15 protein-coding genes and 1 pseudogene are annotated in these 13,002 nt (G+C 48.2%); 15 read left to right on the top strand and 1 reads right to left on the bottom strand.

What is annotated here, in order from left to right:
- The first annotated feature begins 82 nt into the window (after positions 1 to 82).
- The 15 genes from GI364_RS13775 (at position 83) to GI364_RS25405 (ending at position 12,044) form a co-directional block, all read left to right on the top strand.
- On the top strand, positions 83 to 1,309 hold the full coding sequence (locus tag GI364_RS13775; protein ID WP_198849846.1) for an MFS transporter: 1,227 nt from the start codon (positions 83 to 85) through the stop codon (positions 1,307 to 1,309).
- Between the two features lie 291 nt (positions 1,310 to 1,600).
- A complete protein-coding gene (locus tag GI364_RS13770) occupies positions 1,601 to 2,164 on the top strand; it encodes a GNAT family N-acetyltransferase (RefSeq protein ID WP_198849845.1) in 564 nt (187 codons plus the stop codon).
- Between the two features lie 110 nt (positions 2,165 to 2,274).
- Positions 2,275 to 3,261 carry an aminoglycoside phosphotransferase family protein gene (locus GI364_RS13765; protein ID WP_198849844.1) on the top strand — a complete coding sequence of 329 codons (987 nt, stop codon included), beginning with the start codon at positions 2,275 to 2,277 and terminating at the stop codon, positions 3,259 to 3,261.
- Between the two features lie 6 nt (positions 3,262 to 3,267).
- On the top strand, positions 3,268 to 3,969 hold the full coding sequence (locus GI364_RS13760; protein WP_198849843.1) for an aspartate/glutamate racemase family protein: 702 nt from the start codon (positions 3,268 to 3,270) through the stop codon (positions 3,967 to 3,969).
- 95 nt (positions 3,970 to 4,064) lie between these two features.
- Entirely contained in the window at positions 4,065 to 4,790 is a 726-nt protein-coding gene (locus tag GI364_RS13755) for a response regulator transcription factor (RefSeq protein ID WP_198849842.1), read from the top strand.
- A complete protein-coding gene (locus GI364_RS13750; protein WP_198849841.1) occupies positions 4,787 to 5,848 on the top strand; it encodes a sensor histidine kinase in 1,062 nt (353 codons plus the stop codon). Before GI364_RS13755 ends, GI364_RS13750 begins: the two co-directional genes overlap by 4 nt.
- A 228-nt stretch (positions 5,849 to 6,076) precedes the next feature.
- On the top strand, positions 6,077 to 6,460 hold the full coding sequence (locus tag GI364_RS13745; RefSeq protein WP_198849840.1) for a hypothetical protein: 384 nt from the start codon (positions 6,077 to 6,079) through the stop codon (positions 6,458 to 6,460).
- 48 nt (positions 6,461 to 6,508) lie between these two features.
- A complete protein-coding gene (locus GI364_RS13740) occupies positions 6,509 to 7,630 on the top strand; it encodes a molybdopterin-dependent oxidoreductase (protein WP_198849839.1) in 1,122 nt (373 codons plus the stop codon).
- A 187-nt stretch (positions 7,631 to 7,817) separates the two neighbouring features.
- Positions 7,818 to 8,012 (top strand): cold-shock protein, encoded by a 195-nt coding sequence (locus tag GI364_RS13735; protein ID WP_198849838.1) that lies wholly within the window; start codon positions 7,818 to 7,820, stop codon positions 8,010 to 8,012.
- 227 nt (positions 8,013 to 8,239) lie between these two features.
- The gene (locus GI364_RS13730; protein WP_198849837.1) at positions 8,240 to 8,785 is read left to right on the top strand and encodes a CcdC protein domain-containing protein; all 546 of its coding nucleotides are present in this window, start codon (positions 8,240 to 8,242) and stop codon (positions 8,783 to 8,785) included.
- A 179-nt stretch (positions 8,786 to 8,964) separates the two neighbouring features.
- The gene (locus tag GI364_RS13725; protein ID WP_198849836.1) at positions 8,965 to 9,384 is read left to right on the top strand and encodes a CoA-binding protein; all 420 of its coding nucleotides are present in this window, start codon (positions 8,965 to 8,967) and stop codon (positions 9,382 to 9,384) included.
- 282 nt (positions 9,385 to 9,666) lie between these two features.
- Entirely contained in the window at positions 9,667 to 10,497 is an 831-nt protein-coding gene (locus tag GI364_RS13720; protein WP_198849835.1) for an FTR1 family iron permease, read from the top strand.
- Positions 10,498 to 10,747: 250 nt separating this feature from the next.
- Positions 10,748 to 11,317, top strand: a complete 570-nt coding sequence (locus GI364_RS13715) for a class I SAM-dependent methyltransferase (protein WP_198849834.1) — start codon at positions 10,748 to 10,750, stop codon at positions 11,315 to 11,317.
- 37 nt (positions 11,318 to 11,354) lie between these two features.
- Positions 11,355 to 11,879 (top strand): DUF2179 domain-containing protein, encoded by a 525-nt coding sequence (locus GI364_RS13710; RefSeq protein WP_198849833.1) that lies wholly within the window; start codon positions 11,355 to 11,357, stop codon positions 11,877 to 11,879.
- A gap of 63 nt (positions 11,880 to 11,942) precedes the next feature.
- Positions 11,943 to 12,044, top strand: coding sequence for a hypothetical protein (locus GI364_RS25405; RefSeq protein ID WP_370541861.1), 102 nt, complete (start codon positions 11,943 to 11,945; stop codon positions 12,042 to 12,044).
- A gap of 61 nt (positions 12,045 to 12,105) precedes the next feature.
- Here the strand turns inward: GI364_RS25405 and GI364_RS25400 are convergent.
- Positions 12,106 to 12,885, bottom strand: a pseudogene (locus GI364_RS25400) (glycosyl hydrolase family 18 protein); the annotation flags it as partial.
- Between the last annotated feature and the right edge of the window lie 117 nt (positions 12,886 to 13,002).

Genomic DNA, 13,002 nt, shown 5'->3' with positions numbered 1-13,002 from the left:
TTTTGACGTTCTGTCTCTAAATGGGTATTTGAAAAGCATGCAACAACAATTGCCAGTTTGATAAAGTTCAAGGGGACGTGGAATGAGTCAACTTAAAAGGTCAGTTTTTTCGAATACGCGCTTTCTAGCATTGTTAAGCGGTCAAGGTGTTTCCTACCTCGGAGATTCAATTGCCTCCGTAGCGCTGCCCATCTTAATTCTGACTCTGACGAAATCGGGATTCCTTATGGGCTTGGTCGGAGCGTTGGAGGTAGCTCCACTGTTCATAGTGGGTTTGCCAGCAGGTGTATGGGTAGACCGATGGAGTCGTACTAGAGTGATGCTAACAGCTGACTTTGGCAGGGCCGTCTTGGTGGCTCTGATTCCATTCGCATTTCTAGCACACATTGCCGTGATGCCCGTTGTTTTTATTGTTGCGGCTGCCAGTGGCACATTGGCAGTGTTTTTTGGCGCTGGATACACCGGAATGATTCCGCATATGGTTCCGGCCGAGAAACTGGGTCGTGCTAATGGCTATTTCGAAGCAATTGAAAGTCTAGCCTATGCCGTTGGCCCCTCCATAGCCGGTCTGTTAACCACTAGCATTGGGCCTTTCTATACAATGGGCTTAGACGGACTTTCTTTCTTTGTTTCGGCACTATCAATAATGACTCTGAGACGTGAACGAGCCACGCCGGTAGACAGTTCCAGTGAGAAGAAGAATTTTTATGCGGATATGAAGGTTGGTTTCCGAACCGTTTTGAAGGATTCCGTATTGAAGTCAGTCACCTTGTTGTGGGGCAGCAACCGATTTGTGTTTGCCGCATTAATCCCCACCTTGACATTTTTCGTGCTGAAAACACTTCACGGTACAGCACAGCAGGTTGGAGTCGCAGTGAGTGTATATGCTGTAGGTTCTTTGGCAGGAACACTCTTTGCATCAAAAATACCAGTGCGCTTCGGCATGGTGACCGCGTTTATTGGACAAGGATTGATGCTAGTTAGTGCGTTAACACTTACTGCAATCAACTCTGTTTCTGTACTTTTTGCTTGTTCGGCGATTCTAGGCTTAGGTGAGGGAGTGCTCCTGGTTATCTACCTGACATATCGAGTGAGCAGAGTTCCGGATAACGTGGTTGGCCGCGTCTATTCAATCACCTCTACTGCAACACAGGGAATGGGAGCTATCGGATACCTTGTTGTTGGGGGTCTGCTTAGCTTTTGGGGAGGCCGCATTACGTGGTTTGTGCTGTCCGTTCTCTCGCTTGCGGGAATAGCATCCTCGTTGGTGTTTCTGAAAAAGAAACCTGTTGTCCAAGATGTAACCTAGATGGTCTCCTGCCTGACGAGGCGCTGAGTTGTTGGTACGAAGCCATGTATTCCCTAATATCAGATAAACCTGTAAACTTGAGAGGACTGGGTTAGGGGGCGACGCTTATGGCAGGTATGAAGACGATAAGAGCATGTTCGGAGTTCAATTTCTGTAAGACAAGTAACATATCGTGTAAAACAGTGATGCGGTTCACTAACGGGAAGTCTTGAGGCTGTCACCAGGTGAGCATCATGCTGCCAATTGACCAGTGTGGTTGATGTCCTTCTAACTTCCACTGGAGGACGACGATTGATTCACGGAAAGAGGATAACTCTGAAGCCATTTTCAGGAGAAATGTTGCGAACCTACTACCGATGGCGTCAGGATGACGAAGTGATGTATTGGGCTACTGGGGAACCTTACATGTCGAGTCTCATACCGGAACAGGTATTTATAGAACGGTATGAGACGTATTTGAAAGGTGATGTTCGCGAATCCGGGATGTTTGGCGTTTTTGCAGAGGTAGACAAATTCATCGGTGAGGTTAGTTACCGGGACATGGACGTTGTCAAGGGAACCTGCGTTCTAGGCATTATGATAGGTGATAAGGCCTATTGGGGCAAAGGTTATGGGACGGAAGCAGTACGTGCAATGTGCAGCTTCTTGTTCCAAAGATTCCAATTAAGGCGGATACAGTTGGATACCTGGGTCGGCAACGAGCGCGCGATTCGTTCGTATAAGAAGGTAGGCTTTCAAATTGAAGGTGTACTAAGAAAGTCGACGCTAGTGAAAGGGGTGCCGACTGATGAGGTCGTAATGGGACTGCTTCAATCGGAGTTTGAACACATCGTCTCCGCCGATTCAGAAGGGTGATGTGTTGACGGCTGTCTATTTGTGGACAGCCGTCCTACTATAAAAGCAAGATGGGAGTGATACGGCATAAACATGAAGCAAAATGGATGCTCCGACTGTGAGGTGAAGCGGTGGATGCCAGGTTTCATGCAAAAGTTAGCTCAGAAATGGATTGCGCTTTAGTCACGTTTAAGAAACGAGTCTCTGCACATTATGGTGCCCGTGGTGTCAAGTGGCTCACAGAGTTGCCAGGTCTAATTGAAAAATGTACTGTTCGATTCGGTTTGCGCATCGAGGGAGCCTTTGCCAATCTTTCCTGGAACCTGCTGTTGAGAGCCACCCGCAATGGCGTGCCAGTGGTCTTGAAAGTTAGCATTGAAATAGATGAATTTGTTCGTGAATTAGGTGCATTGCAGGCCTTTCCATCAATCTGCGCGGTTGATGTCATCGATTTCGATGAACAGCTTGGTGCCATGATTTTGGAACGCGTATTTCCGGGTATACCCTTGTCTGAGATTGAGGACGACAACCGTGCCACGGAGATTTTTTGCTCTGTATTTCAGAATTTGCATACGTCTTCGTCTCCAAATCTCTCAGCCTCGAAACCTCTGACAGGGTCTGCTTCAGGATATCTTCCGATGCGGGACCATTTTTCCTCCCTACAGAGGTACTTGAATCGGTGCGAGAGCAACCACATGCCAAATGGCGAGTGCCCGCTTGATGTAAATCTGGTTCGCGGGGCAGTTGAGCTACTGAATGACCTGATTTGCAGCACACCATCAAGTGTACTGCTCCACGGGGACTTGCATCATGGTAACATCCTCCAGAATAACTGTAACTGGACTGTAATTGACCCGAAAGGAATTATCGGCGATATTCATTTTGAAACGATTCAGTACTTATTGAATTACACAAGCCGTAATGGTGTGCCAGATGAAGTACTGAAGCGACGAGTAGATATCATGGCAGGTGAACTGAACTTGGATGCCAATCGCATTGCATCCTGGGGCATGGTTCGCGGTGTACTTGAAGCTTGTTGGAGTATTGAAAGTGGCCAAAACTCCATGGAAGGTCTGCAGATCTTCGAACGGTTTAAGCGGTTAACGAGTGAAAGGTGATGCAAAATGAAAACAATCGGAATGATTGGCGGGACAAGTTGGGAATCCACATCTCACTACTACAGTGAACTAAACGAAGGCGTGAAGGCGCGGTTGGGTGGACTTCACTCGGCCAAGCTTTTATTGTGGAGCGTTGACTTTGCAGAGATTGAAGAATTGCAAAGTCAAGGGGATTGGGCCCGTGCGGCTGAGATTTTTGTCGACATAGCAAGACGTCTGGAAGCGGCTGGTGCAGACTCAATTCTGATTGCCGCAAACACAATGCACATTGTCGCGCAAGCGGTAGCAAAGGCGGTTTCTATTCCCGTTTTACACATTGGAGATGCTACGGCAAAGGCAGTTCATGCATCGAATATCAAGAAGGTGCTTCTGCTCGGGACTCGGTACACGCTGGAGCATCCATTTCTGCGAAATCACCTTGAACAACTGGGACTCGAAATTGTTATTCCAGCGTCTGAAGATATATTGACTGTCAATGACGTTATTTATGAAGAGTTGTGCCTTGGAGTTGTCACAGAACCGTCTCGTGAGAAACTACTGAGCATCATTTTACGGAATGAAAACAAGGGCATCGAGGGTGTGATTTTAGGCTGTACTGAGCTCGCTATGATTCTGGAACAGCAACATGTTAATCTGCCCATTTTTGATACCACATCCATTCATGTTCAGTATGCTTTGGACGCTAGCTTAAGTTCGGAAGGAAGTTGAGGTCGATTGTGGGCTTCGTGGCATGAATCCGGACTTGTGTTCGCTGGTTCGTCATTTGAGTGGTTCGCGGTATTGCCTGAGAATGGAGGCCCGTGATGCGGGAAACGCGGAGAATTCTGTTAGTCGAGGATGATGAAAACATCAGAGATGTTTGTCGTCGCTATATGGAGCGTGACGGTTTTGAAGTGGTGCTCGCTGCCGATGGACAAGTTGGGTGGGAGGAGTTTCTCCGTTCTTCTCCAGACCTGGTAGTTTTGGATGTGATGTTGCCAGGAAAAGATGGCTATCAAATTTGTCAGGATATACGCCATGAGTCTGACGTCCCCGTTATGATGCTGACTGCGCGAGGCGATGAGCGTGACAGGGTCATGGGATTGACTCTGGGGGCGGACGATTATCTGACAAAGCCGTTTTCTCCGCGGGAACTAATGCTTCGCGTGCATAACATTTTACGGCGTGTAAACCGAGACGGTGTTGCAGAGACAAGTGAGCAGCACGACGATACCCTTCACTTTGATGACATGATGATTGATCCTGCGCGGCGCAGAGTGGAAATATCCAATCAAGCCGCAGACCTAACAGTGAAGGAATTCGACGTATTGTTGCTCATGGCAAAGCGACCCGGACAGGTGTTCTCCAAGGGTCAACTGCTAAATCTCGTTTGGGGTATCGACACACCGGCCGACACCAGCGCGGTCACAGTACTAATGCGTCGACTTCGTGAGAAAATCGAAACAAATCCATCCCGTCCTGAGCTTTTGCAGACCGTTTGGGGAATTGGCTATAGGTTCGAGCCCAAAACAAGGAAGCGCAGAGTATGAAGCTTCGCACAGAGCTTCTTTTGATTAACGTCGCCAGCACCTTAATTATTGTGGCCGCGGTTGTCTACAGTTATATTCAGATGCTGCTAAACCTGAAACAGGCAGGTCTGTTAACTATCATTGCCGTAGTGGCAGGCGTGCTTTCTACACTAGCCTACTGGTTGATGACTAAACCTATTATCAATTCGGTCAATCGCCTGATTGAATTCGCCGACGAAGAGGGAGCGGACATGTCTCAGGGGGGTACACCAAATGACGCACCTGCTAAGGGGCCTGTCGAAGTGCGTCAACTAACGAGATCGGTTCATGAAATGAAAGAGCGCATGCATGAGAATGTGCTTCAATTGGAGGCATTGGAACGTACACGCAGACATCTGGTCGCAAACGTATCGCACGATTTACGAACTCCTATTGCCTCGATTCAAGCCTTCGTCGAAGCCCTCGAAGACGGTGTCATTGATGACCATGAGACCTCTACACGATATTTAAATACGATTCATCGAGAAGCCAGAAGACTCAGCTTACTGATAGACGACTTGTTTGAACTCTCCAAGGTCGAAGCTGGTCAACAGGCGTACGATCCGGAAACGGGCTATGTTGACGAGATTTTGGTAGGGCTGCTTGAGAGTTCCTCCGTGAAATTGCAAGAGAAGCAGATTCGTGTGCTGGTGTCAGTGGAAGACGAAGTTCCGCCCCTGCAGATGATGCCCGCCAAAATTTCACGCGTCATTCACAACCTGCTGGACAATGCGATTCAATACGCGCCTAGGCAATCCGAGATTGAGGTCACAGCCATTTTTCTCGACGAAACAAGGGAAGTAGAAGTCAGGATTCGCGACGAAGGTCCAGGCATCCAGAGTAGTGAAACGGAACAGATTTTCGAGAGGTTCTACAGAGTAGACAAATCGCGGAGTCGCAATTCCGGTGGAGCGGGTCTCGGGCTGGCGGTGGCAAAGTCACTTGTGGAGTTGCACGGAGGACGGATTGGAGTGCGACCGAGAAATAATGGATCCTCCGGGAGTGAGTTCTGGTTCACGCTGCCGGTAAGCGGCCTCTGAGAATCGTAACAATAATGCAATTTGTAAGGTTTATGAAAGAATTTAGTTCTAAGGATGTAACTTTTCCTCCTTAACATACTTAGTGAACCACTTGGAAGACGGGGTCTCAACCTATGCTCGCGGTCACGAGTGCCGCTCGCATGGCGGCTGAGAGACCGTCAGGCCGACTCAGACCGAAGTGTCCAAAACGGTAGTGGTCCATCACTGTATGTATAGGGAGGTTTTTTTGTGAAAAAGAGCGTTTGGCAATTTGTTACTATTCTTGCAGTGACAGCAACGATGTTTGGAGTCGTTGGCTGTGGTCATCCCGCCGCCGGCGGGGGAAGTCATTCGACAAACATGAGCAACGGCACAGGGAACATGAGTAACGGCACAGGCAACACGAGCAACGGCACAGGCGGTATGAGCAACGGCACAGGGAACATGAGTAACGGCACAGGCAACACGAGCAACGGCACAGGCGGTATGAGCAACGGCACAGGCAGTATGAGCAACGGCACAGGCAACATGAGCAACAGCACAGGCAGTATGAGCAACGGCACAGGCAGTATGAGCAACGGCACAGGCAGTATGAGCAATAGCACAGGCAACATGAGCAACACGAGCAGCTAGGATGGCGCCGTTTTCGACAGACAGGCCACCAAGAAAGGCGTGAGGACGATGGGGCGGACCTGGTTGAAGCACGGGAAATGGTCAAGACGAATGGTATGGTTGCACTACTACACCATTGTCTCATTTGGGCTCCTTCTTGCGAGTGGAATAGCCCTCTTCTGGCCGCCGATGCATACTGTGCTAATCCCATATTTACCGTTTATCTACTACGTTCACATTTTTCTGGGTCTCACTTTTGCAATCACCCTACTCACTCCTCTCCTAATAAGATGGGAGGCAGCTAAACGGGTCCGACGTCTCGACTGGTTGTTCCCGGTGCTATTCGGTGTCTCTATTGTTGTCACAGGATTGTTGGTTTGTCGTCAACACTGGTTTCCAACCACTTGGAGCAGCATTGCCTTTCGTTGGCACGGCTATGTCTCATATAGTTTCGCGGCGTGGATTTTGATTCACGCAGTGTACAAATCTCTCAGCTATAGACCATCTCCATCGGGAGTGAACCCTCGTGTCAATCCAGACAGACGCATGTTTCTAAAGTGGCTAGGTGCTGGCACGGCCAGCACCGTGATAATTACGGTATTTGAGCCGATTGCTCAGATTGGGAAGTTGACGGCGAATGTGTCTAACTCAACAGCAAGTTCCATATCACCTGGGTTCCCTGCTTTTTATACTGTGACAGGGAGTTACCCTGCCGTCGGTGAGTCGACGTATCAGTTGAAAATTGATGGACTTGTGGAACGGCCAGTAAGTCTGTCTTTGGGCCAGGTTATGGCCCTTGCCCATGTACATGAGACTGCTGACTTTCACTGCGTCACAGGGTGGAGTGTTGCCAATGTAAAATGGGAAGGCGTTCGCGTTCACTCTGTCGCAAATCTGGTGCATCCGATGCCGGCTGCCAAATTCGTACATTTTTATTCTTTGGATGGCGTATACACAGAGTCATTATCTGTGGCTGACGCGCTCGACCCAACAGTCATGCTTGCGGTTCGCATGAACGGGCAACCCTTAAAAACCAAGCAGGGTTATCCACTCCGGCTGGTGGTTCCTAAGAAGTACGGGTACAAGTCTATTAAATGGGTGGGAAGGATTGCATTCAGCGACAAACCACTTGAGGGCTATTGGGAAGAAAGAGGGTATTCTAACGAGGCGGCAATCACTGGCGGAATTTAAGTGTGGATTGACTTTTGCTTCTGCTTTGGGTATAATAAGGATGTTCAACCCTATCATGCTGGTTAACATAGTAAGCCGTTCTTTTCGAAGCTTCTATGGGAGCAGAAATGAACGGCTTTATATATTGCAGTAGGTGAGTGCGGTATGAACAATTATTGTGCTTGATGAGCACCAGGAGGCATTTTGAATGAACGAAGGTACGGTTAAGTGGTTCAACCCCGAAAAAGGCTTTGGATTCATTGAAGTTGAAGGCGGAGACGATGTATTTGTACATTATAGCGCTATCCAAAACGATGGATTTAAGACCCTTGATGAAGGTCAACGCGTGACATTTGACATTGTGGAAGGACCAAAAGGTCTGCAAGCTGCAAACGTTCGATAAATTGGACTACTGCGGAAAGATCATAGTGTAAGATTGAAAGGACAGCGGTGTATGCCGCTGTCTTTTTGTATCTTGGTACAGGGCAAAGGCAGAGTCCGATTGGTATAGGTAGCGCAAGAAGATGAAAATTACACAGATACTCTGGAAGAGATTCACAATTGCATGTAGAATATGCATATGAAACCGTGGCGAGATGAAAACAATGGAGCGAGTGGAGGGCGAATGATTTGCAACATGGGGTATCACTTGCAATTTTTGCAGCAATAATTCTGTTCGGGTTATACCGTCGTACCCGGCGAACGATTGGCTACCAGCGGTTCGCGAAGAAACGAATGATTACCAGGATGACGATTTTCGTTGTCGTGGGAGTACTGATTCTCCTTGGGGGTATCATCCATCCTTATGTATACGTCTATGATGCGGTTGGGGTTGTGGCCGGCGCTGTTCTGGCGTATTACGCAATGCGGACCACGGCATTTGAATCGACTGGCGACGTTATCAGATACCGCCCCAATCCGTGGATTGGAGTCGTTTTAATTGTGCTGTTTTTCGGAAGAATCGTAGATCGCATGTTTATGGACTATAAATTATTCAAAAACGGCGTTGGAACGGTTGCACAGTCCAATCAGCAGGCACAAATGGCGGCTTATGCGCACGATCCCTTTACCAGCATCGTACTGTTCACCATCATCACGTATTACATTGCATACTACGCTTTTGTCATTCGTCGAGTACGGTTGCAAGGTCACGTGTCCGAAAGTGAAGCAAACTAGAGCGAACAGTGGGTCTTACTCTGTTGTCTACGAAACCCGGGTAATCTTCGCCGTTTTGTGCATATTACACGGTAAGCCTGACGTACTCTTGTGAGATTCGTCATGTCAGGGCGCTTCAATTTCTTGGCTTCAATTTGTTGACCTTGAGATTAAAGGTCGGCATAAAGGAGGGCACGCTTGTGTCAATTCAGGACGCACAGCTCACGGACTTGCTTACAAATGTTCACTCCATCGCGGCAGTTGGTGTGACAAATCACGCGGCATCTTCCGGCTACGAAGTATTGTCGTACCAACAGTCGCAAGGTTACGATGTTACGCCGGTGAATCCCCAAGAATCATCAATTTTGGGGATGCCTTGCGCGAAGTCTGTCAACGACATTCAAGACCCGGTAGACCTTGTGAACGTATTTTCGGAAACTGCAGACTTGGACGAGGTTGTCGAAGATGCAGCCAACAAGAATGCAAAGGCACTGTGGCTCCAACCGGGTGTTGCGAATGAGACGGCGGAGAAACGTGCGCATAAAGCCGGTATGACTGTTGTGAAAGACAAGTGTTTTCGTCAAGTTCATCAGACACTAATGGCTCACAAGCCGTTTTAAGACAGTTCTCAAGTTGTAAGTGGACAGTACATTTTGTAGTGTTTGCGGCGTGGTTGCGCGTTCGTGGTCCTAGAGCCGTGAATTACAGCAAACATGCCGCTGTGTTTTTCATCAGCACCTGTTTCGTTCCTACCGACGCAAAAACACAGTACAGATGAAAACACAGCCCAATAGAAAACTACATTGATTCCAGAGACAGTGATTGACGTCCTATGAATGGCACTATATAATCGTGCCAATAGTTGACTAAATTAGTCATGATTTAAAAGCGGGGTGAATTGGGTGCTCGGCTCCCTTTTGATCTTCTTTCGTGAATCTCTGGAAGCTTCGATGATTTGCTCTATCATGCTGGCGTATCTACAACAAATAGGGCGGCGCGACGCATTTAAGGATGTGTGGCTGGGTGTCGCTGCCGCAGTGCTGGTTGCCGTTGGCGGAGGCATCATTGTTTTTTTTACTTTGCACAGTTACGACGGGTCGGTACTACAGGCACGGATTGAAGGTGTTACATACTTTGTCGCCAGTGTGGTTTTGACCTATATGACGTTGTGGATGAAAAAGCAAGGACGACATTTGAAGTCGGAGTTGCACTCTAAGATGGATGCGGCGATTCAGTCGGGCTCTGTGTTCGCCATTGCACTGATTGCATTTATCACAGTCGGACGTGAAGGTCTGGAAACTGTCGTCTTTATGATTGCCATTGCGTTTCACGCAAGACCACTGTACCTGGCAGTAGGTGGCGTGATGGGCACTGTGTCTGGTTTAGTTCTCAGCTATTTCATTTATATTTTGGGACGCCGCATTAATTTGAAGTACTTCTTTAACATAATGGGGACCCTGTTGGTGCTGTTTGCCGCAGGCCTCCTTGCGAACGGTGTTGAAAGTTTTCAGGAAACGGGTTGGCTTCCACATCAGCCTGCAGTGTGGAACACTGCATCTCTGTTAAACGAAGACAGCACTTTTGGGGATATTCTTCACTCCTTTCTTGGTTACGCTGACAGCCCCACCACGTTGCAGCTGTCAGTCTATGCTGTATTCCTAGTCGTCTTCATCTGGCTGTTTTGGAGAAACGGGACAAGTCGAAGTGAAAGAATGTTGATGCGCAAGGAGTAACGAATGTTCTGTCCAAAGTGAGGATATATAGATTAGATACGCAGATTAGTGCTCAAAGTCTAGAGACAAACTTTTTTTCTTTAGCAAGTCGATTTCAAACCTCGTATGGTGTATGGTGAAATCGGAGCCTACAATTTCAAGATAGTTAATAAAAGTTGGTTCCGGAGTTGTCGACAGTAGTACCCGTTACAGACATGCGCCACATCATGTCAGGCCGTCCTCAAATTAAATAGAGCTGGAGGGATGTTTCATGCACGAACGCAAGTTTAATCCGAAAAACATGCATAGACTGGATAGTGCGGAAAGAAGAGAGAAACTCCCACCGGAGAAACTCCTTAGTGTCCTGCCAATGGAAAAAGAGCACACAGTGGTTGATGTTGGGGCAGGCACGGGATACTTTGCTATACCGGTAGCACAACGGGTGAAAAGGGTCATCGCAGTGGACGTAGAACCGAAGATGCTTGAAGAATTGGATCGAAAACTGCAAGAAAATAAAGTATCTAATGTTGAACTGGTTCCAGGCGAAGCGGCAGACATTCCATTGCCCGCAGAAACCGCAGACCACGTTGTTGCATCAATGATCCTTCATGAGGTAGAGCCATTATCAGCAGGGCTTGCTGAAATATACCGTGTTTTAAAACCAGGAGGGTCTTTGTTCTGTCTTGAATGGGCCAAAGTAGAGACTGAGCAAGGGCCACCGTTGTGGCATCGAATTGCCGCCAATGCAATGGAGGAAGCGTTGTCGAAGGCCGGATTTGATGTCGTGTACAAGGAAGACCCAACAGAAGCAAATTACCTCATCGTTGCGCACAAACAATAGCTAAGGAAGCATATGCCACTAGAACAGGGGGAGTATCATGAACCCCATACAGATGGTCGTGACCATCGTTGTCATTAACATCGTCTATGTATCCATCGCAACCGTCCGCATGATTATTATGTTAAAGGGACAAAGGGTCACCGCGGGTCTTTTAAGTATGATTGAGGTCTTCACATATGTTATTGGCTTGAATATCGTCTTGGCGAACATCCACAATCCCATCAACCTAGTTGCGTACTGCGTCGGGTGGGGTTCAGGTGTTTACTTGGGAAGTAAAATTGAAAGTTGGCTGGCACTCGGTTATGTCACGGTCCAGATTATTGTTGATGAAGACCGCAGTCATTTGCCTGAGATGCTCAGAGAGAAAGGCTTTGGTGTGACGAGTTGGACCGCTGAAGGACGGGGAGGGCCTCGTCTCGCCATGTTAGTCTTAGCTAAAAGAAGCAATGAGCGTCGCTTACTTCGAACTATTGACGAGTTGGCACCCAAATCCTTTGTGATTTCACACGACCCACGCTACTTTCAAGGCGGTTTCTGGACCAAGCGTCTCCGCTCGTTTTAAGGATCCAATACAAAGAAGAAGCTTCACGAGGCAGAGGATTTTGTAAATTCCCACGAAACTGTGATGTCGGACAGAGACATGACAGATATTCGGGCGAAGAATAGACGACGAGCCAGCGCGATTGAAGAGTACCGTTCAGAAATTGAGGATGAACTGAATTCCTAGTGAAAATGAGGCGTCGTGTCAAGACGCCTCGTTCTTGCGGCGCTGCGTCGATGGCCGGAACAGCTAGTGTTAGAAGCTTTCCCTGATGGTGGAGCGCTTTAGCCAGATTGGACACAAATGCAGTAAACTGCCCTCGGTTTGCCGCGGTGATGTGTTCAATGTCTAGGTTTACGCCGCTGTAATGATATTGTGTGGAGAGTTTGACAAGCTGTTGTATGAGCCTTGCTCTGGCCGGCGCACTGGTCAACACGTGTGCCGCGAGAGCACTGCTGTAGTTATTCGTGATTGATGCATAAACGTGCATGCCGTGAGCGTGAGCGTAGTCTAAGAGGCTTTGATTTGGCATTCCGTGGATAGAACCATTTTGCTCGAGTGAAAATGACCAGTCAGCCGTTTCTGTAAACGCACTGCTGTGATGTGCGATGTCTTGAAGTGAGATGGATTTTGAGTAGTAGGGTACATATGCAAAAACCGTTCTGACAGGAATTGAAGGGAGGCGCACGGGATTCGGTGTGGTTTGCTCCGGTTGGCGTTTCGCTGCAGGTTTCGCCGACGGAGCGCTGTTCTGGGGTTGTCTTGTGTTTGGCTTTGGATTATGTGACGATGAGTGCGGTACAGATTGATGCTGCGCGGCGACTTTGTGTTCCAAAGTCCCCTGACCTGGACTTGTCTTTGTTGGCAGTGATGCTACCTTTTTTTTCGTTTTCTTCTTATGACTTGTCCCTTCGATATGAGGGATGCTGACATCTGATGAAGCATGACCGGTCCGAGGAAAGAGCCACGGCTGCCATAAAAGTGGTGTATGCAAGGACGTTTCGTCATTTGTTGGCGGAGCTGGCATGTGCGTGGTATGTTGTGTGTGAATAAGGTGTACAAGGAAGAGGCAAACCGCCGCTGTCAACAGTGCGGTGGCTGAAGCTACAACCAGTTTTATATATGAGAATGTTAGCTTCAAAGA

The sequence above is a fragment of the Alicyclobacillus sp. SO9 genome, assembly GCF_016406125.1.
GTDB lineage: Bacteria > Bacillota > Bacilli > Alicyclobacillales > Alicyclobacillaceae > SO9.
The sequence above is the reverse complement of the archived record's forward strand: the minus strand, read 5'-3'. Positions and strand labels throughout refer to the sequence as shown.

Coding starts and splice junctions, on each gene's coding strand:
- GI364_RS13735 (WP_198849838.1), top strand. CDS start 7,818: ATGAACGAAGGTACGGTTAAGTGGTTCAACCCCGAAAAAGGCTTTGGA.
- GI364_RS13755 (WP_198849842.1), top strand. CDS start 4,065: ATGCGGGAAACGCGGAGAATTCTGTTAGTCGAGGATGATGAAAACATC.
- GI364_RS13760 (WP_198849843.1), top strand. CDS start 3,268: ATGAAAACAATCGGAATGATTGGCGGGACAAGTTGGGAATCCACATCT.
- GI364_RS13715 (WP_198849834.1), top strand. CDS start 10,748: ATGCACGAACGCAAGTTTAATCCGAAAAACATGCATAGACTGGATAGT.
- GI364_RS13740 (WP_198849839.1), top strand. CDS start 6,509: ATGGGGCGGACCTGGTTGAAGCACGGGAAATGGTCAAGACGAATGGTA.
- GI364_RS25405 (WP_370541861.1), top strand. CDS start 11,943: ATGTCGGACAGAGACATGACAGATATTCGGGCGAAGAATAGACGACGA.
- GI364_RS13750 (WP_198849841.1), top strand. CDS start 4,787: ATGAAGCTTCGCACAGAGCTTCTTTTGATTAACGTCGCCAGCACCTTA.
- GI364_RS13775 (WP_198849846.1), top strand. CDS start 83: ATGAGTCAACTTAAAAGGTCAGTTTTTTCGAATACGCGCTTTCTAGCA.
- GI364_RS13710 (WP_198849833.1), top strand. CDS start 11,355: ATGAACCCCATACAGATGGTCGTGACCATCGTTGTCATTAACATCGTC.